The organism is Lentzea sp. (assembly GCF_035525475.1).
In the GTDB taxonomy this organism is placed as follows: Bacteria; Actinomycetota; Actinomycetes; order Mycobacteriales; family Pseudonocardiaceae; genus Lentzea.
In genome coordinates this window covers 1-18636 of sequence record NZ_DATLEC010000064.1, presented here as the reverse complement: position 1 = coordinate 18636, position 18636 = coordinate 1, and the positions used below count along the sequence as shown (strand labels likewise).

17 protein-coding genes and 1 tRNA gene are annotated in these 18636 nt (G+C 70.0%); 11 read left to right on the top strand and 7 right to left on the bottom strand.

All coding sequences use genetic code 11. From position 1 onward, the window contains the following. Positions 1–534: 534 nt before the first annotated feature. The 4 genes from VM306_RS11170 to rox form a co-directional block, all read right to left on the bottom strand. Complete coding sequence (locus VM306_RS11170; protein ID WP_325513817.1) at positions 535–1248, bottom strand: abortive infection system antitoxin AbiGi family protein; 714 nt, start codon at positions 1246–1248, stop codon at positions 535–537. Between the two features lie 287 nt (positions 1249–1535). Continuing rightward, positions 1536–3689, bottom strand: coding sequence for a protein translocase subunit SecD (gene secD, locus VM306_RS11165; RefSeq protein WP_325513814.1), 2154 nt, complete (start codon positions 3687–3689; stop codon positions 1536–1538). A gap of 66 nt (positions 3690–3755) precedes the next feature. After that, complete coding sequence (locus VM306_RS11160; RefSeq protein ID WP_325513811.1) at positions 3756–5009, bottom strand: tetratricopeptide repeat protein; 1254 nt, start codon at positions 5007–5009, stop codon at positions 3756–3758. Positions 5010–5054: 45 nt separating this feature from the next. Continuing rightward, positions 5055–6482 carry a rifampin monooxygenase gene (rox, locus tag VM306_RS11155; protein WP_325513809.1) on the bottom strand — a complete coding sequence of 476 codons (1428 nt, stop codon included), beginning with the start codon at positions 6480–6482 and terminating at the stop codon, positions 5055–5057. 91 nt (positions 6483–6573) lie between these two features. Between rox and VM306_RS11150 the strand changes: the two genes are divergently transcribed. After that, positions 6574–7779 (top strand): MFS transporter, encoded by a 1206-nt coding sequence (locus VM306_RS11150; RefSeq protein ID WP_325513807.1) that lies wholly within the window; start codon positions 6574–6576, stop codon positions 7777–7779. Here VM306_RS11150 and VM306_RS11145 read toward each other — a convergent pair. Beyond that, positions 7723–8115 carry an NUDIX domain-containing protein gene (locus VM306_RS11145; protein WP_325513805.1) on the bottom strand — a complete coding sequence of 131 codons (393 nt, stop codon included), beginning with the start codon at positions 8113–8115 and terminating at the stop codon, positions 7723–7725. The genes VM306_RS11150 and VM306_RS11145 overlap by 57 nt on opposite strands. A 10-nt stretch (positions 8116–8125) precedes the next feature. After that, a complete protein-coding gene (locus VM306_RS11140) occupies positions 8126–8707 on the bottom strand; it encodes an FMN-dependent NADH-azoreductase (protein WP_325513803.1) in 582 nt (193 codons plus the stop codon). Between the two features lie 82 nt (positions 8708–8789). On the opposite strand from VM306_RS11140, the gene VM306_RS11135 reads away from it, so the two are divergent. The 6 genes from VM306_RS11135 to VM306_RS11110 all read left to right on the top strand — a co-directional run bounded on the left by VM306_RS11135 (position 8790) and on the right by VM306_RS11110 (position 14158). Continuing rightward, positions 8790–9260 (top strand): MarR family winged helix-turn-helix transcriptional regulator, encoded by a 471-nt coding sequence (locus VM306_RS11135; protein WP_325513801.1) that lies wholly within the window; start codon positions 8790–8792, stop codon positions 9258–9260. Between the two features lie 316 nt (positions 9261–9576). Next, complete coding sequence (locus tag VM306_RS11130) at positions 9577–9777, top strand: hypothetical protein (protein WP_325513799.1); 201 nt, start codon at positions 9577–9579, stop codon at positions 9775–9777. A gap of 53 nt (positions 9778–9830) precedes the next feature. Next, on the top strand, positions 9831–11330 hold the full coding sequence (locus VM306_RS11125; RefSeq protein WP_325513797.1) for an AMP-binding protein: 1500 nt from the start codon (positions 9831–9833) through the stop codon (positions 11328–11330). Between the two features lie 517 nt (positions 11331–11847). Beyond that, entirely contained in the window at positions 11848–11982 is a 135-nt protein-coding gene (locus VM306_RS11120; protein WP_325513795.1) for a hypothetical protein, read from the top strand. Positions 11983–12164: 182 nt separating this feature from the next. Then, positions 12165–12590, top strand: coding sequence for a PH domain-containing protein (locus tag VM306_RS11115; RefSeq protein ID WP_325513821.1), 426 nt, complete (start codon positions 12165–12167; stop codon positions 12588–12590). After that, positions 12587–14158: a PH domain-containing protein gene (locus VM306_RS11110; RefSeq protein ID WP_325513793.1), complete on the top strand. Its 1572-nt coding sequence runs from the start codon at positions 12587–12589 to the stop codon at positions 14156–14158. Before VM306_RS11115 ends, VM306_RS11110 begins: the two co-directional genes overlap by 4 nt. Here VM306_RS11110 and VM306_RS11105 read toward each other — a convergent pair. Next, on the bottom strand, positions 14155–15096 hold the full coding sequence (locus tag VM306_RS11105) for a GlxA family transcriptional regulator (RefSeq protein WP_325513790.1): 942 nt from the start codon (positions 15094–15096) through the stop codon (positions 14155–14157). The two genes, VM306_RS11110 and VM306_RS11105, sit on opposite strands and share 4 nt — an antisense overlap. A 71-nt stretch (positions 15097–15167) precedes the next feature. Between VM306_RS11105 and VM306_RS11100 the strand changes: the two genes are divergently transcribed. The 4 genes from VM306_RS11100 to VM306_RS11085 all read left to right on the top strand — a co-directional run. Then, complete coding sequence (locus VM306_RS11100) at positions 15168–16433, top strand: MFS transporter (RefSeq protein ID WP_325513788.1); 1266 nt, start codon at positions 15168–15170, stop codon at positions 16431–16433. Positions 16434–16562: 129 nt separating this feature from the next. Continuing rightward, the gene (gene orn, locus VM306_RS11095) at positions 16563–17168 is read left to right on the top strand and encodes an oligoribonuclease (RefSeq protein WP_325513785.1); all 606 of its coding nucleotides are present in this window, start codon (positions 16563–16565) and stop codon (positions 17166–17168) included. Positions 17169–17233: 65 nt separating this feature from the next. Next, positions 17234–17306 (top strand) — tRNA-His (locus tag VM306_RS11090). Positions 17307–17364: 58 nt separating this feature from the next. Beyond that, positions 17365–18636 (top strand): ATP-binding cassette domain-containing protein (locus VM306_RS11085; protein ID WP_325513783.1); only part of this gene is annotated, 1272 nt, incomplete at its 3' end.

Genomic DNA, 18636 nt, shown 5'->3' with positions numbered 1-18636 from the left:
ATAGATTCTCCAGCATTGGAATTCAAGACGGCGGGATCAGTGTGATTAACCACCAGCATGGCCCAGGCCCCGAGGTCTCGGCAGGACCGCCCCCAGTCCCCAACTCATTGAGAGCGAACTTTCTCCCATATTACGAGAGCTTCGTTCGATCGAACAGCTTCAAAGCAGCCATGTGGACGCCTGGGCCATACCGCAGCGACCCGATCCTAGAGCCCATCTAGGTATCACGATTAACTGCTGAATTCTGCTTTATGGGATCAAGGCGCCGCCGTCGGCGGCGCGCACTGCGCCAGTCGCCTTCCAGCGTGGCTCGCGTCCATCCGGGCACGTCGGGCTCCCGCTTCGCTCCGCCCGCCGGCCACGGCGGCGCGATCCGCGAGGTTGTGCGGCAGCACGACGCCGACGTCGCAAGTTCTCACAAGCGACCGCCGTAAGCCGACCGGACAGGCCGATCGCGCAGTTGGTCGGCTTGATCGAGCTGGGCACGGCGATCGACGCCCGCCGACGCTTCGCGCCAACGGCCACCGCATCGTGTTAACTCGCGTCGTTCAGGCCCGCTCGCTTGAGTTCAGCCTGAAGCCGAGCCACATCCCAGCCAGCATCGATCATGGCCCCGGCGAAAACGGTTTGTGCACCGAAGACGGTCTTCCAATGATCGCGCCAGTCCTCTTGGATCACTTCAGGAATTAACAAGAACTGCACGTCATCTAGGGTGAAGCTGAGACCGCCAGCCACGCGCCACTCACGCTCCCACTCGAACTCATAAGACCACCCCGCTCCTGAACCAGGGTTGTCCACGAACGGTGTGAGTACCCAAAGCGGATCATCAGGTTCGGCGCCGCCCCTCATCTTTTCGTTCATGAGGGCCTGAAAGCTGACTTGGTGCTTCGTCCCTCGCGCCAGATACCAGACTGGCGCACCACCTCGCGATCGCACGAAGTCGCGCTTGAACCCCACACCGAACTGACCATGTCGATCTGCGAGCCGACCCAACAGCCCCAGGGGAATCTCACTAAGGCAAATCGCATGTTGAGTAGTTCCGAGGCCGACAACAGAGCGTGCTGTCCCCTGGGCCGTGGTGGCACGCAGGGTCCTTTCGTAGATGATCTTGAACCAGGACTCCCCGTCCGTCAGGTGCACGAGGTAGTCCGACATGTCTTGCCAGTCATCGTGGCCCATGTAACCAAGCACTGCGCCTCCTCCGACCGCGCTCATCCACACCCCATGATGAGTCACGGGCAGCAGCACCGGTCAAGACGGGAATGCGTGTCTTGACCAGGCACCACCGACCGCGAAGACGGGCTCAGTGTCAGGATGAGGCCCCGATGTGGTTGATCACCGCCAGGCCGTCCCCAGGCCGTGGGACGTCGGGCGACCACGAGAATCCGTGAGAACTACAGAGATAGTTCCCGCAGCTCAAGCGGTGTCCTCTGCGGACAGACGCTGGTCCGCCGACCACGCAACCAGAAGATCTCGTTCTGGTACGCGGCGAAAGAGGTCATGCCACCTACTCTGCTACGAGCAGGTGCGACGAGCTAGACCCGCGCGGCCGCCGGGCGCTTCTTCGCCACCGCCTTCCTGGGCCAGCGCGACTCCAGCCAGATCGCGATGGGCGCCGCGGTGACCACAGTGGACGCGGTACCGGCCACCAGACCGATCAGCAACGCCGTGGCGAAGTTCGCCAAGGACCCGTCGCCCAGGACCAGCAGAGCCGCGAGCACGAAGAGCACGCCGATACCGGTGTTCACGGTGCGAGGCACGGTCTGCACCACCGCATCCGACACCACGTCCGGATAAGCCTTCCCGAAACGAGAACCGCGCAGCTCGCGCAAGCGGTCGAAGACGACCACCGAGTCGTTGACCGAGTAGCCGATCACGGTCAGCAGGGCCGCGAGGAACACGCCGTCGGCCGTCTTGCCCATCCACGCGAACACGCCGACCAGCACGAGGACGTCGCTCAGAAGAGCACCGACCGTGGCCAGGCCGAGGCGCCAGTCGAAGCGCACGGCCAGGTATCCCAGCTGGGCCGCGACGGCGATGGCCAGGCCGATCACGGCGTTGCGGCGCAGTTCGGACGACAGGGACGGGCCGATCAGTTCGTTGCTGGACTGACGGGCGCCGCCGTCGACGGCCGAGGACACGACCTCGCCGATGCGGGATGAGGCCGCGTCGTCGATCGGGCCGGTGCGCAGCGAGACCTCGTTGCCCGACGACGACACGACGACGTCTGAGAACCCCGCGTCGGTCAGGGCCGAACGAACGCGACCCGCGTCGACGGAACCTCCTGCGGTGAAGTCGAGCATGCGGCCGCCGGTGAACTCGACGCCCAGGTCCAGGCCGCGCGCGAACAAGCCTGCGAAGGCCACGAGAACCAGAGCACCGGCGCTGATCAGCCACGACGACGGGCGCCGGTACAGCACGACGGACAGGCGCTGGCGGACGAAGCCCAGCGTGTGCAGGCCGCTCAGGCGGGGTCGAGAAGACACGAAACGCGTGCCGAGCGCCCACACGACCAGCACGCGCGAGAGCACCAGGGCACTGAACATCGACGCCAGCACACCGATGGTCAGCGTGACGCCGAAGCCCCGGACAGGGCCCGTGGCCAGCCAGAACAGCAGACCGGCCGCCAGCAGCGTCGTCACGTTCGAGTCGGCGATCGCGCTCAGCGCGCCTCGGAAGCCGCTCTCCGACGCGCGCCGGAGGTTGGGTTTGCGGGCGTACTCCTCGCGGGCCCGTTCGAAGATCAGGACGTTCGCGTCGACCGCCATGCCGATCGCCAGCACGAAGCCGGCCAGGCCCGGCAAGGTCAACGTCGCCCCCACGGCCAGCAGACCGGCGTAGGCGACGCCCGCGTAACCGACGAGCGCGACGACAGCCAGGAACCCGGCCAGGCGGTAGGCGAAGATGAGGAACAACGAGGTCAGGGCGATGCCGATGATCGCGGCCTTGGCGCTGGCCTCGATCGCCTCGGCGCCCAGGGTCGCGCCGACGGTGCGCTGTTCGATCACCTCGACCGGCACGGGCAGCGCGCCGGAGCGGATGACCAGCGCGAGCTCCTTGGCCTCCTCCTGGCCGAACCTGCCGGTGATCGTCGTGGCGCCGCCGGCCTGACCCGCGCCGCACGGCGTGTCGAGGCTGACCTCCGGGGACGAGATGGGCGAGCCGTCCAGGACGAACGCGATCTGGCGGCCGGGCGTGCCGGACGGTTCGCAGGCCGCCTCGCCGGTGATCTTCTGCCACTTCGAGGGTGCGTCGCCCTGGAACTGGATGTTCACCACGAAGCCCGCGCCCTGCGGGTTGCGGACGGCCGTCGCGTCCGAGATGCCCTCGCCGGTCATGACGGTCTGGCCGTTGCGCTGCACGGTCAGCTGTGCGGTGCGGCCGAGGACCTTCACGGCCTCCTCTGGGTCTTGGACGCCGGGCAGTTCGACGACGATGCGGTTCTCGCCGGAGCGGGCGATGACCGGTTCGGCGACGCCCAGCGCGTCGACGCGGCGGCGCAGGACCTCCAGCGAACGGTCGGCGGCGTCGGAGTCGCCCTTGGCCTCGAGGACGATCTGGGTTCCCCCGCGCAGGTCGAGGCCGAGGCGGGGATCGGTGGTGAGCAGCAGGAATGCGGATGCGACGAGGACGCCGAGCGCTATGAGACCGCGCACGAGCAGGCCCCGTCGCGCGGTGTCGCGCGACATGGGTGAGGAAGCCTTCCGGAAGTGGGTGCTGGAAAAGGGACTCAGCGACCGGAAGGCGGCGAGCGATCACGCTGCGGGGTCCAGCGGATGCCGTCGGGCGTGCGGTGCACGCGCCGGGCGAAGGCGACCACGAACCGCATCGGCATCGCGGGCTTCGCGACGGGCGGCACGTCCATCGGCACCTGCGACTGCGGTACCTGGGCGGCGTGGTGGTTGTGCGGCTTGGGGGCGGTGACCGGGAGGTTCGCGAAGTCGTGGCCGTGCCGGACGACCGAGCCCCCGGCAAGCGCCGGGTCGGCGGGTGCCGCGACGATGAAGAGCTGTCCGAGGAACAACAGGAAGGCGAGGGCGATCGCGTCGCGACGCATCACCGCCTCCTGCCTCCACCCACGTAGACGAGCGCTCCCCCACGACAGCGCACAACCAGGAAAGCACAAGCGGCTGCATCGTGGTGGCGCCGAACAGCAACGCGACCGTCCAGCCCACCAGGACCAGCGCCGACGCGGCGAGCAGCGACACCGTCACGGCGAGCTTGCGCAGGCCGAAGAGCACCTTGAACGGACGCAGCCGCAACGCCACGACCAGGCAGCACAGCACCAGCGCGCCGGTGAAGAACGCCAGGTAGGGCGTCGGTCGCGGCATGCCGGCGATCAGGGCGAGTAAACCGCCGCCGACGAGCAGCAACGAGAGCGTGCGCAGCGCACGCCACACCTGCGCCTTGTTCAACTGCGCCGGGGCAGGCGGCTTCGCGGCACGGCGCCGTTGCACAGTCGCGAGGTTCGCCCTGGAGTCCGAGTCGGACGGGTCGAGCTTGATCGCCGAACGGTAGGCGTGCTCGGCGGTGCCCCAGTCGCGCATCCGCAACGCCGCGTCGCCCAGCACCTGGAACGCCCGCGCCTCGGCCGGCGCGAGCTGCGAGGCGTGCAGGGCCGAGTCGAACGCCTCGACGGCGCCGTCCTGGGAGCCGGCGAGCACCTCGGCCAGCACGACGTAGCCGCGCCAGTCGCCGGGCTTGCGGCGCACGGACTCGCGCGCCGCGACCGCCGCCTCCTGGTGCCGGCCGAGGTCGTTCAACGCGAGCGCCGCCAGCCGCTGCGGCCAGGCGGGCTCGCCGTCGAGGATCATCGCGCGCTTGGCGGAGTCGAGCGCCCGGTCCGCCTCACCCAGGTCCAGGTGGGCGGCAGCGAGCCGGCACCACGCCTCGGCGTGCCGAGGGTTCGCCGCCACGAGGGGCCGCAGCAGGTCGATCGCCTGCCGCGGCTTCCCCGAGGCGGTGAGCTCGGCTGCGCGCAGCAGCACGGCTGTCATCGGCTCGGACACGCCGCACAGTGTGACAAAGCGGCTGGCCCGCCCGAACGGGTGACCTCAGACGGAGGCACCGAACCAGCGCGTGAGTTCCCCCTCCAACGCCTGCTGGTCCTCGCCCACCCACGCCACGTGCCCGTCCGGGCGCAGCAGCACGGCGGGCGCGTCGAGCTCCTCGCTGACGTCGACGACGTGGTCGACGCGATCGGCCCAGCCCTCGGCGGACAACGACCCGGTCTGGTCGACCAGGACGCCGCGACCCGCGTGCATCTGCTCGTAGAGCCCGCCCCGCTTCAGCGCGAGGTCGCCGATGCGCCGTCCCACCAGGTCGTCGTCGGAGCCGAAGTCGTACCGGATCGTCACAGCGATGATCTTCTCGATCAGGTACCGGTTGACCTCCTCGAACCGCACCAGCTCGGTGAGCAGCCGCCGCACGGCCTGCGGTCCCGGCTCGACCTTCATCAGCTCGATCTGCGCGCGGGTGTTGTTGAGCACCTCCTCGGCCACCGGGTGCCGCTCGGCCTCGTAGGTGTCGAGCAGCCCGTCCGGCGCCCACCCGCGGACGGCGGCGGCGAGCTTCCACCCCAGGTTGAACGCGTCCTGCAAGCCCAGGTTGAGCCCCTGGCCGCCGGTCGGCGGGTGGATGTGCGCCGCATCGCCCGCGAGGAACACCCGGCCGGACCGGTAGCGCTCCGCCTGCCGGGTGGCGTCGCCGAAGCGGGACATCCACCGCGGCGAGTGCACGCCGAAGTCGGTGCCCGCGACGCGCCGCAGCTGTTCCTTGAAGTCGTCGAGCGTCGGCATGACCGCGCGGTCCTCGGACACGCCGTCGGCCGGGACGACGACCCGGTACGTCGCGGTGCCGCCGAGCGGGCCGATGCCGAACCGCTTCTGCGTCTTGCGGACCTCCAGCATCAACGGCATCGCCTCCTCCCACGGGATGCCGATCTCCATCTCGCCCAGCAGCGTCTCCACGCGCGTGGGCTCACCGGGGAAGTCGATCCCGGCCAGCTTCCGCACGGTGCTACGACCGCCGTCGCACCCGACGAGGTACCGCCCGCGCAACGACGTGCCGTCGGCCAGTTCGACGGTCACGCCCTCGTCGTCCTGGCTGAGCGCGGTGACGGCCCGGCCACGCCGGATGTCGGCACCGGCCTCCACCGCGTGCTCGGTGAGCAGGTGTTCGGTGACCGGCTGCGGCATCGAGAAGACGTACGGGTACTTGGTGTCCAGCCGTTCCGGCGCGGGCCTTTCGATGCCCGCGAAGAACCCCGAGAGGGGGTGCGTCGTGCCGAGCGGGAGGAAGCGGTCAGCGAGACCGCGTTGGTCCAGGATTTCGAGACTGCGTGCGTGCATCCCCAGCGCGCGCACGACCTTGGTCGGTTCCGGTTCCCGTTCGAGCAGCACCACGCCCACGCCGTGGAGCCGCAGTTCGCCAGCGAGCATCATGCCGGTCGGTCCACCGCCGGCGATGATGACGTCGATCATGGAGTGATCCCCATTTCCCCAGGTGGATGACGTTCGCCGGGAAATGATGGAGCACCCCCGGGGTCTTGCCGCAAGCCCCTGGGTGCGCTATATGTTGAAGTGGGAGGAGAGCGCGCTCGCCTCCCTTTGTCGTGTCCGGGGGTGCGACGTGGTGCGCTGGTACTTCGCCGGCCTCGTGCTGTCGTTCTTCGGGACGAGCGCGATGATGCTGGTCGCGGGTGTGTGGGTGAAGTCGCTGACGGGGAGCGACTCCCTCGCGACGCTCGCTCTGCTCTGCATGTACGCGCCGGGCTTCCTGTCGCCGTGGGTGGGCCGCTTCGCCGACTCGTACCGCAAGAGACCGCTGCTGATCTGCACCAACCTGGCCATGGTCCCGGTGCTGGCGTTGCTCCTGGTCACCGACGAGCTCTGGGTGATCTTCGCCGTCCTGCTGGTCTACGGCACGAAGGCGGTGCTGGTCAGCGCGGCCGAGCCCGCACTGCTGGTCGCGCTGCTCCCGCCCGATCGGCTCGCGAGGGTCAACGGCCTGCGCATGTCGCTGCAGGAGGGCATGAAGCTCGTGGCACCTCTGGCGGGCGCGGCGCTGTTCGCGGCGTACGGCTCGTGGCCGGTGGTGGCGATCGACGCGCTCTCGTTCCTGCTCGCGGCGGCGGCCACGTCGATGGTCCGTGTCGACGAGCCCGCACCGGCGCCGCGGGAGACGTCGGGCCGGCCGCACCTCACAGCTCTGGCCTGGCCGATCGCGGGTGCCGCGACAGCGCTGTTCGCAGGCTCACTGCACACGGCGGCGTCGTTCGCGCTCGTCGAGAAAGGACTGCACCACGGCCCGGAGTTCCTCGGCGTGCTGCTGGCCGTCCAGGGCGCAGGGTCGGTGCTGGCGGGCCTCGCCGGCAAGCACGCGAACATCACCACCGGACTCGTCCTGGTGGCGGTGGCGGCGGTGATGCGCACGACGGCGTGGTTGCCCGCCGTGCTCGTGGCCGGGTTCGTGCAGGGCGTCGGGCTCGCCTGGGCCGTGGTCGCCGTGGTCACGCTGATCCAGCAACGCACCCCGCGCGCGGTGCTGGGTCAGGTCAGCGCCACCGCCATCAGCGTGGTCTTCGGCGCCGTGCCGATCGGGCTCGCGGCGGGCGCGGCGCTGGTCTCGACCCTGAGCTTCGAAGCGATCTACGTGGTCATCGCGCTGCTGACAGGAGCGATGGCGCTGGCGACGAACGTCCGCGGCCGCGGTCCGCGAACGTCAGGACAGCACCCCCGCGTCCTTCAGGTGGGCGAAGATGATCCGGTCGACCGGTGAGATCCGGTCCACGTCGGCGGTGGTGAGCCAGGCGAGCTCCTCGATCTCGGCCGACGCCACCGGTTCCCCCTCGAACGAGGCGGTGTAGCAGGTCATCCGCACGGTCACCCCCGACGAGTGGCCGTGCGCCTGGGCCTCGAACGTCCCCACGTGCTCCGCCGAAGCGGCGTCGATCTCGACGGACAGCTCCTCGCGGATCTCGCGCACAAGCGTCTCGACGTCGGACTCGCCCGGCTCGCGCTTGCCCCCTGGCAGGTAGTACGTGTCCTTGCCCTTCGACCGCGTGCCGAGCACACGGCCGTCCTCCAAGTAGATCCAAGCCACCTTGTCGATCACGTGACCGAGGTTAGGCGGAGGCGAGCTCCTTGACCACGCGGTGCGCGTCGGCGAGCGACTCGACCGCGAGCTCGCGGAACTGGTGCAGCTGCGGGTTGACGTCGGCCAGGGTCAGCTCGGCGTGCACGAACTCCAGGTTGTGGTCGAGCCCGACCATCGAGAACACGGCCCGCAGGTACGGCTCCTGGAAGTCGAACCCCTCGCGCGGCGTGCCCGGCTTGTACGAACCGCCTCGCGCGGTCACCACGACGACGCGCTTGCCGCCCAGCGCGAACGTGCCGTCCTCGCGCGGGAAGAACTCACTGGTCGCGAAGTGGTCGATCCACGCCTTCAGGGTCGACGGGATCGAGAAGTTGTACATCGGCGCGCCGATGAGGATCACGTCGGCGGCCTTGACCTCGGCGACCAGGTCGGCCGTGACGCCGTGTTCCGTGCCGTCCACGTGCGGGACCGGATCCGCGTTCAGGTCCCGGTAGGTGTAGCCGCCCTCGGGGTTCGACGACCTCCAGACGTCGGCGAACGCACCGGTGATCTCGCGGGTGACCGAGCCTTCGCGGCGGATGCTCGAGTCGATGTGCAGCAGATTGGTCATACCCAGAACATACGAGTGAAGAACTTCCGAGTCAAGATGTTCCGAACTGAGAACATCTCTTCCGGGATGTACGATGGGACACATGGAGGAGCGGCCGCTGCACAACGCCTGTGTGGAGAAGTGGGACTTCAACTGGCTGCTGCACCGGGCGGCCCAGCGAGTCGGGTCGTCGTTCGCCGAGGAGGTCGCGAAGCACGGCATCACCGTGCGCGGCCAGCTGATCCTGCAGGCCCTCGCGAACGAGGAGGTCCAGCGCACCCAGCTCAAGCTCGGCGCCATGCTCGGCCTCGACAAGACCACGCTGACCAGCGAGCTCGACAAGCTCGAACGCTCCGGACTGATCCTGCGCGTCCCCGACCCGAACGACCGCAGGGTGCGCACGCCGGTGATCACCGAGGACGGCGTCGAGCTGCAGCGGAAGGTCGGGCTCGCGCTCGCCGACGTCGAGCTGGCCTACCGCGCGCGCTTCACCGCCGAGGAGATGGCGGTCATCACCAAGGCGCTGATCAGCCTCGCCGACGGCGAGGCACCCGTGCACGGTTCCTGCATCTAGACCAGAGCTTCCAGGTCGCTGAACCCCGTGCGCCGCGATGTCCCCCGCCGCGATCGCATCGTCGACCGCGCGCGAGGACATGTCCTTGCACACCAGGCAGAACGCGCGAGCGCGATCACGATGCGTTGCGGTTCCGCCATCTTCACCCCTCCAGGCGACCTGCTGTCGTCCCCACCGCGACGCTGACCGCAGCTCGGCGTGGTCGCTCGGCAGAAGGCGCGAATTCGTCGTCATGATCTTCCGCCGATCACGTCTAATGGAGGTGAGCGCCGGAACCGCCGCACCGGTGCGCCGAGTGAGCTGGAGGAAGAAACCCGTGGGAGCCAAAGAGGAGTGGCAGGTGAGCTGCCGCGACATCGCTTCGCGCCGACGGGACATGACGGTGTTCGTCAGCCAGGGGCACATCGTGATCACCGTGCCGCCGGGGGAAGCCGCCGTTCTGACACCGCTGGAGGTCGGCCGCCTGCGAGCGGCGCTGCGCGACGCGGTGGTGAGCGCGTCGAACAACGAGGTGTGACCGCCACCACAGCGCTACCTACTCGCAAGTAGGTAAGTGGCAGAGTGGGGTCCATGCTGACCCGCGTGCTGCTGACCCTGGTCAAAGCCGGAGTGATCCGGCCACTGGGCCCGCGTGGGCTCTCCGGCACCGTGCGCGGGTACGTGCAGTGGGACATCACGCTCGCGTGGGGGTATCAGACCGGCGCCGCACGGCACCCGGACCGCGCGGCGATCATCGACGACGACGGCGTGCTCACGTACGCGGAGGTCGACGAGCGCACCAGCCGTCTCGCCCACGCGTTCCACGCCGGGGAACGCGTCGGTCTGCTGTGCCGCAACGGTCGCGCGTTCATCGAGACGATGACGGCCTGCACGAAGATCGGCGCCGACGCCGTCCTGCTCAACACGAGCCTGAGCGCGGGACAGCTCGCGCAGGTCGCGCGGGACCAGGAGCTCGACAGGATCGTCGCCGACCGCGAGTTCACCGACGTCCTGCCCGACGTCCCCGCGTACTTCAGCGACGAGATGGAGTCGCTGATCACCAACGGACCGCGCGATCCGCTCCCCCGCAGGCCCCCGCGCGGCAGGCTGATCATCCTCACCTCCGGCACCACCGGCTCCCCGAAGGGCGCCCGCAGGCCGGAGCCCGCGAGCCTCGCCCCCGCCGCCGCGTTGCTGTCGCGGATCCCGCTCCGGCACGGCGACGTCATCTCGATCACCTCACCGCTCTTCCACGCGTGGGGCCTCGCCGCGTTCCAGCTCGGCCTCGTGCTCGGCGCGACCCTGGTGCTGCGCAGGAGGTTCGACCCCGCTCAGGCACTGCGGGACGCAGAGCGGTGCACCGCGATGTTCGTGGTTCCCGTGATGCTGCAACGGATGCTGGAGGCGCCGCACCGGCCGAAGCTGCGGGTCATCGCCTCCAGCGGGTCGGCGCTGCCGCCGAAGGTCGCCACCCGCACGCTGCGGGAGTTCGGCCCCGTCCTCTACAACCTCTACGGCTCGACGGAGGTGAGCTGGGCGAGCATCGCGACGCCCGAGGAGATGCTCGAGGCGCCCGGCACGGCGGGAAAACCGCCACTCGGCACCCGACTGGCCATTGTGGACGACAACGGCGAACCGGTGGCGCCGGGCGAGACCGGGCGGATCTTCGTCGGCAACGAGATGCTGTTCGACGGCTACACCAACGGCACCAGCAAGGAGTCGGTGAACGGCCTCATGTCCACCGGCGATCTCGGCTACGTCAAGGACGGCCTGCTGTTCGTGGCGGGCCGCGACGACGAGATGATCGTGTCCGGCGGCGAGAACGTCTACCCGCACGAGGTCGAGGACCTGCTCTCCACTCTGGACGGCGTCACGGAAGTCGCGGTGACGGGCGTGCCGGACGACGAGTTCGGCCAGCGCCTGGCCGCCTTCGTCGTCGGCGCCGAGACCCTGACGGCGGAGCAGGTGCGCGACCACGTGAGGGCGAACCTCGCGCGGTTCTCCGTCCCCCGCGACGTCTTCTTCCTCGACGAGCTGCCCCGGAACGCGGCCGGGAAAGTGGTCAAGCGGCAGCTCCGCGACCAGCGGTAGCACCGGCTCCTGTGACGACCGGCCCGCCCGGCCGCCGCCCCATCGCCCGAACGGCTGCTTGCCCTGGACCGGGTACCTGGTGCAGGGCGTTCCACCCCGTGACGCCGGCGTGAATTGGGTGATGTCACGGATGACTCGTCTGTGTCATGCTCCGTTCACAACGTGTCCGGTCGACGAGCTAGGGGCGGTCATGACGGGGCAACGTCGCCCGCTGCCGGCGTCCGCACGGCCAGTGCTCGCGCAGTGCGACACGTGCCACGTCACGCCACAGCGACCGGGCGGCGCCCGCACTGGTTCGGCCGTCCGGCCGAGGCGCCCAGCCGGAGACGCGCGCAAGATCGTCACGGGCGCGTCCACCACCGGACGGGGAGAGCACGACTCGCGCGGTTCCACCCCGGCCGTCCTGCGGACGGCGTCCTCTTGCGACAGACCGCGGCCGGGCCGATCGCGGACGCGCGCCGGACAACGACTCCCTGCCCTCGTCGACGGCCGTCACCTATCGGAACGGAGCACCCCCATGAAGTCCAACCGCATCGCTCGCGCCATCGCCGCCGTGATCCTCAGCCTGGGAGCGCTGATGGCGCTCGGCGGCACGGCCTCCGCCGGTGAACCGGACGCCGGTTTCACACCGCCGTACGTCGTCCAGCCCTGACCGCCGGCTCCCGGCCGGGGCGGTCCCGCCTCCCTCGCAAGCGGGACCGCCCCGGCCACCGGCACACCAATTGACACACCTGGCCACATCGCCCGCCGCGGTTGGTGCACCCTTGAGGGGTGACTCTGCAACTGCGCACGCCTCGTCACCAGGTGAGCCCGAAGTCCGTCGTGCTGTGGACGATGCAGGCCGCCGTGTTCTGGCTCGTGCTGTTCGTGCCCCAGCTGATCGTGTTCCTGCTGGTGGACGAGCCTCCGACGTGGGAGCTGGCGCTCCTGGTCGCCACCGGGGTCGTCGGTCTCGCGCACACCGCGGTCGAACCGAGCTGGCGCTACCGCGTCCACCGCTGGGAGACCACGCCGGACGCCGTCTACACCCTCTCCGGCTGGCTGAACCAGGAGTGGCGAGTCGCACCGGTGTCGCGGATCCAGACCATCGACACGAAACGCGGGCCGTTCCAGCAGATCCTCGGCCTGTCCACGGTCACCGTGACGACGGCGTCGGCGGCGGGTCCCGTGGAGATCGAGAGCCTGGACCACGAGGTCGCCCAGCGGCTGGTCGTGGAGCTGACGAACACCACGCAGGCCACGCCGGGTGATGCAACGTGAGCACGCCCCCGGAGATGTCCCCCGAGATGCCGGCCGCGGTCCCGGCAGGGCTGCCCGCCGCGCCGGAGCTCACCGAACCTCCGGCGGAGTGGCACCGCCTGCACGTGCGCATGCTCGTCGTGCGGCCGCTCAACGAGGGCATCGCGATGCTGGTGCCGATCCTCGTGCTGCTGTTCACCGGCAACGGCGAGAGGTGGCGGCTGATCGCGAGCGGCGCCACCGTCGCGGCCATCCTCGCGTTCAGCTACTTCATCTGGCGCACCACGAGGTACCGCATCACCGACGACCAGGTCGAGCTGCACACGGGGTTGCTGACGCGCAAGCAGCTCGCGGTGCCGCGCGATCGCATCAGGACGGTCGACCTCACCTCGAAGCCGGGTCACCGCGTCTTCGGCCTGTCGGCGGTGCGGATCGGCACCGGCCAGCAGGACACCCCCGGCACGGACGGGCTGACGCTCGACGCCGTGACGCAGGAGGAGGCCGAGCGGCTGCGGGTGTTGTTGCTGCGCAAGGGTGTCTCGCCCCGGGTGGCCGCTCCCACCGGTGAGCGGGACGCGGAACCGCTGCCGGAGTCCGAGGTCATCTCGCGGCTGGACCTGAAGTGGCTGAAGTACGCGCCGCTGTCGTTGTCGGGCCTGGTCGCGATCGGCGCGCTGTTCGGCGTGCTGTCCAACTACGCCGACGACGTGGGCCTGCACCCGGTGCAGGACCTCTTCGAGTGGCTGTTCGACCGCCCCAGCGTCGGGCTGATCGGCACGTTCGTGCTCGGCCTCATCGTGGCCGGGCTCGTGCTCTCGGTACCGCTGTACGTCCTGCAGTTCTGGAACTACCGCCTGACCCGCGAGCCGGACGGGACCCTGCGCGTGCAGCGAGGTCTGCTCACCACCCGGTCCGTCTCCGTGGAGGAGCAACGCCTTCGCGGCGTCGACATCCAGGAACCGCTGCTGGTGCGGGCGGGCAAGGGCGCGAAGACCGTTGCCGTGACGACGGGTCTGGGATCGAAGGGCGAGAGCAACCTGCTGTTGCCACCCGCACCGCTCGAGGTGGCGCACCAGGTCTCGCGCGACGTGCTGAAGGTCGAGGACGACCCGACCCTGAACGCGCTGCGCGAGCACCCGCTCGCCGCTCTGCGCCGCAGCATGTTCCGGCACATCGTGCCGTGGGTCGTGATCGCCGCGGGCCTCGCGATCTGGGCGCCGTCGTGGGCGTGGCCGATCCCGGCGGCGGTCATCCCGTTCGCGGCACTGGTCGGCTGGGACAACTACCGGTCGCTCGGCCACGCGCTCGACGAGCGGTATCTGGTGACCCGCAACAACTCCCTGGTGCGCAGCACGGTCGCGTTGCAGCGCACCGGCATCATCGGCTGGCGCATCCGGCGGTCGTTCTTCCAGCGCCGCAGCGGGTTGATGACGATCGGCGCCACCACGGCGGCGGGCGCGGGCGTCTACCACGTCACTGACGTCGGTGAGTCCGACGGCCTGACCCTGGCCGACGCCGCGGTGCCGGACCTGCTGCGCCCGTTCCTGGTCGAGGAGTCCGCTGTCGGGGAAAAGTCCTCTGTGGACTAGGCGGTGCGGAACGTCTGGCGGTAGGCGCTCGGCGAGACGCCGATCGACGCCGCCAGCTGCTGCCGCAACGCCGCACCCGTCCCGAACCCGGAGTGGTTCGCGACCTGGTCGATCGGCAGGTCGGTGGACTCCAGCAGGTGCCGGGCGCGCTCGACGCGCTGCTGGGTGAGCCACTGGCCGGGCGACGTGCCGGTCTCGGCGCGGAACCGGCGGGTGAACGTGCGCACGCTCATCCGCACCTGCGCGGCCATCGCGGCGAGGTCCAGCGGTTCTTGGAGGCGCTCCAAGGCCCACTCGCGGGCGAGCGCGGTGGACGTGTCCGGATAGCTCGGCACCGGGCGGTCGACGTACTGGGACTGGCCGCCCTGCCGCCACGCCGGGACGACGCAGTAGCGGGCGACCCGGTTCGCGACGTCGCTGCCGTGGTCGGACCTGATGACGTGCAGGCACAGGTCGATGCCCGCCGCGACACCGGCGGAGGTCAGCACGTCGCCGTCGTCGACGAACAGCACGTCGGGGCTCAGCCGCACCTTCGGGAAGAGCTCCCGGAACGCGTCGGTGGCGCTCCAGTGCGTGGTGGCGGGCCTGCCGTCCAGGATCCCGGCCGCTCCCAGCACGAACGCGCCGGTGCAGATCGACATGATCCGCTCCGCCCTCGTGGTGGTGAGCGCGTCGAGCACGGCCGGCTCCAGCCTGCCCTCCCGCCGGGCGAGCGGGTAGCGGGTGCCCGGCACGAGGACGGTGTCGGCGTCGCGGATCACCTCCAGGCCGTGGTCCGGCGCGATCGAGTAACCGCCGCTGGTGGCTACCCTGGCGCCGTCCGGCGAGCACACCAGCAGCTCGTAGTGCTCCGGCAGCTGGCCGAAGATGTGCGTGGCGGTGCCGAGGTCGAACGCGATCGACGTCTCGAGCGCCAGCACGGCGATCCGGTGGGTCATGGCCCGATTCTTTCACATGTTGGCTTTTGGGCCACTGGTTCGCGGCTCGGCCATCGCCGAACCTTGTCGGCGTGAGACTCCATTGGGCCTGGGTTGTCGCAGGTGTGTCCTTCATCGCCCTGGTGGGCGCCGCGTCGTTCCGCGCGGCACCGAGCGCGTTGATCGAGCCGTTGCGGGCGGAGTTCGGCTGGACGACCAGCACGATCTCGCTCGCGATCTCGATCAACCTGTTGCTGTACGGGCTGACAGCGCCGTTCGCGGCGGCGCTGATGGACAGGTTCGGCGTGCGGGTCGTGGTGACCTTCGCGCTGACCATGGTCGCGCTCGGCAGCGGGCTGACGGTGTTCATGACCGCGTCCTGGCAGCTCGTGCTGCTCTGGGGTGTCGTGGTCGGGCTCGGCACCGGCTCGATGGCGCTGGCGTTCGTCGCGACGATCACCGGGCGCTGGTTCGTGCGGCACCGCGGCCTGGTCACGGGCGTGCTGACCGCGGGTGGCGCGGCCGGGCAGCTGGTGTTCCTTCCGACGGTGGCGTGGCTGTCCGAGAGCTACGGCTGGCGGCCCGCGTCACTGGTGATCTGCATCGCCGCGCTGGCCGTGGTGCCGCTGGCGGCGTTCTTCCTGCGCGAGTACCCGCGTGACGTGGGGCTCCTTCCGCTGGGCGCCACCGAGGACACTCCCCCGCCTCCCTCAGGTGGCGCGGCCCGCCGGGCGATCGGCGGACTGGTGCAGGCCGCGAAGACCCGCCCGTTCTGGTTGCTGGCCGGTGGGTTCGCGATCTGCGGCGCGTCCACGAACGGCCTGGTGGGCACGCACTTCATCCCCGCCGCGCACGACCACGGCATGCCGACGACGACCGCGGCCGGGCTGCTGGCGCTGGTCGGCGTGTTCGACATCGTGGGCACGATCGCGTCCGGCTGGCTGACCGACAAGGTCGACTCGCGGATGCTGCTCGCCGCCTACTACGCGCTGCGCGGCCTCTCGCTGATGCTGCTGCCCCAGCTGTTCGGCGACTCCGCCCACCCGTCGATGCTGGTGTTCATCATCTTCTACGGTCTGGACTGGGTCGCGACCGTGCCGCCCACCGTGGCGTTGTGCCGCCAGTACTTCGGCATGTCCGGTCCCGTCGTGTTCGGCTGGGTGTTCGCCTCGCACCAGTTCGGCGCCGCGCTGGCCGCGTCCGCCGCCGGGCTCACCCGCGACCACCTGGGCAGCTACGACCTGGCCTGGTACGTCGCGGGCGCGCTGTGCCTCGGCGCCGCGGTGCTGTCGGCGTCGCTGGCGCGAGGTCCGGAAGAGGTCCCGCGCGATCTCGCGCGCCAGGGCGCCGCCGGCTGACGGCGGGAACGACTTCACCTTGCGCGCCAACGCCTTCCGGTCGCCGTTGTCCGGCAGCCGTCCGGAGCGTGACCATGTTGTCGCACGCCGACACCCGAAGTTGACGCCCCGCGCAGTAATGTTCCGGGGGTGATGGATCGTCTGGTGTGGATCGACTGCGAGATGACGGGACTCGACCTGGGCAAGGACGCCCTGATCGAGATCGCGGCACTGGTCACGGACGCCGAGCTGAACGTGCTCGGCGACGGCGTGGACATCGTGATCCACGCTCCCGACGAAGTGCTCGCCTCGATGCCGGAAGTCGTCATGGAGATGCACGCCAAGTCGGGCCTGACCGAGGAGGTGCGCGCCTCCGCGGTGTCGCTGGAGGAGGCGGAGGCCGCCGTCCTGGCCTACATCAAGGGGTGGGTCCCGGATCCCCGGACCGCTCCCCTGGCCGGCAACTCCATCGCCACCGACCGCGGCTTCATCGCCCGCGACATGCCGGCGCTCGACGCGCACCTGCACTACCGCATGGTCGACGTGTCGTCGATCAAGGAGCTGTGCCGGCGCTGGTACCCGCGCATCTACTACGCGCAGCCGGGCAAGGGCCTCGCGCACCGGGCGCTGGCGGACATCGTCGAGTCGATCAGGGAGCTCGCGTACTACCGCCGCACGGCGTTCGTGCCGCAGCCGGGACCGACGTCCGAACAGGCCCAGGCCGTGGCCGCTGAGCTGCTGAAGAAGGCCGACTGACCCCCGATTTCAATATCGGTAGCCGTCGTTGCTATGCTTTCCCCGCCGGTCACGGACCGGTGATGGTGGGTGTAGCTCAGCTGGCAGAGCACTGGGTTGTGATCCCAGGTGTCGCGGGTTCAAGTCCCGTCACTCACCCTTTGTCGAAAGGCCTCCGCGGACGCGGGGGCCTTTCTTCACGTTTCGGGGAGTCTTCATGACCACGCTCGTCGCCAAGGACCTCGCCGCCGGCCACGGTGACCGCATCTTGTTCTCCGGCCTCAACCTGGTGGTCGCTCCCGGTGACGTCATCGGGCTCGTCGGCGTGAACGGCGCGGGCAAGTCGACGCTGCTGCGGACGCTGGCGGGCCTCATCCCCGCCGAGCAGGGCCGCGTCCAGCTGAGCCCGCCGTCGGCCAACGTCGGGCACCTGGCACAGGAGCCGGAACGCCTCGAGGGCGAGACCGTGCGCGACTTCCTGGCCCGCCGGACCGGTGTCGCGGCGGCCCAGGCCTCGCTGGACGCCGCCACCGAGGCGCTGACCGCGGGCAACGACGAGGGCTACTCGGACGCGCTGGACCGCTGGCTCGCGCTGGGCGGGGCCGACCTGGAGGAGCGGGCGCTGGAGGTCGTCTCCGACCTCGGGCTGACCGTGGGCCTGGACGCGCTGATGACCTCGCTGTCCGGCGGCCAGGCGGCACGGGCGGGCATGGCGTCGTTGCTGCTGAGCCGCTACGACATCTTCCTGCTCGACGAGCCGACCAACGACCTGGACCTGGAAGGCCTGGAGCGGCTGGAGAAGTTCGTCACCGGGCTGCGCGCCGGGACCGTGCTGGTGTCGCACGACCGCGAGTTCCTGGCCCGCACCGTCACCAGGGTGGTGGAGCTGGACCTGGCGCAGCAGCAGGTGCGGTCCTACGGCGGCGGGTACGAGTCCTACCTGGAGGAGCGGGAGATCGCCCGCAGGCATGCCCGTGACGAGTACGAGGAGTACGCGTCCACGCGGTCGTCGCTGGAGGAGCGCGCCCGGTCGCAGCGGGCGTGGATGGAGAAGGGCGTGAAGAACGCCCGCCGCAAGGCACCGGGCAACGACAAGTCCGGCCGCAAGTTCCGCACCGAGGCGACCGAGAAGCAGGCGTCGAAGGCCCGGCAGACGGAGCGGCTGATCGAGCGGCTGGACGTGGTCGAGGAGCCGCGCAAGGAGTGGGACCTGCGGATGGAGATCGCCGCCGCGCCCCGGTCCGGCGCGGTGGTGGCGGTGCTGCGGTCGGCGGTGGTGGCGCGCGGGGCGTTCACGCTCGGGCCGGTCGACCTGCAGGTGGACTGGGGTGACCGGATCGCGATCACGGGCACGAACGGTTCGGGGAAGTCGACGCTGCTCGGTGCCCTGCTCGGCCGGGTGCCGCTCGACGAGGGGATGGCCTCGCTCGGGCCGGCCGTGCACGTCGGCGAGATCGACCAGGCGCGTGGGCGCTTCTTCGGACCGGAG

Bases quoted from the DNA above. Each gene is read 5' to 3' on its own strand.
- VM306_RS11105 (WP_325513790.1), bottom strand. From the start codon at position 15,096: ATGACCCACCGGATCGCCGTGCTGGCGCTCGAGACGTCGATCGCGTTC.
- VM306_RS11125 (WP_325513797.1), top strand. From the start codon at position 9,831: ATGCTGACCCGCGTGCTGCTGACCCTGGTCAAAGCCGGAGTGATCCGG.
- rox (WP_325513809.1), bottom strand. From the start codon at position 6,482: ATGATCGACGTCATCATCGCCGGCGGTGGACCGACCGGCATGATGCTC.
- VM306_RS11135 (WP_325513801.1), top strand. From the start codon at position 8,790: ATGGAGGAGCGGCCGCTGCACAACGCCTGTGTGGAGAAGTGGGACTTC.
- VM306_RS11140 (WP_325513803.1), bottom strand. From the start codon at position 8,707: ATGACCAATCTGCTGCACATCGACTCGAGCATCCGCCGCGAAGGCTCG.
- VM306_RS11120 (WP_325513795.1), top strand. From the start codon at position 11,848: ATGAAGTCCAACCGCATCGCTCGCGCCATCGCCGCCGTGATCCTCAGC.
- secD (WP_325513814.1), bottom strand. From the start codon at position 3,689: ATGTCGCGCGACACCGCGCGACGGGGCCTGCTCGTGCGCGGTCTCATA.
- VM306_RS11150 (WP_325513807.1), top strand. From the start codon at position 6,574: ATGTTGAAGTGGGAGGAGAGCGCGCTCGCCTCCCTTTGTCGTGTCCGG.
- VM306_RS11115 (WP_325513821.1), top strand. From the start codon at position 12,165: ATGCAGGCCGCCGTGTTCTGGCTCGTGCTGTTCGTGCCCCAGCTGATC.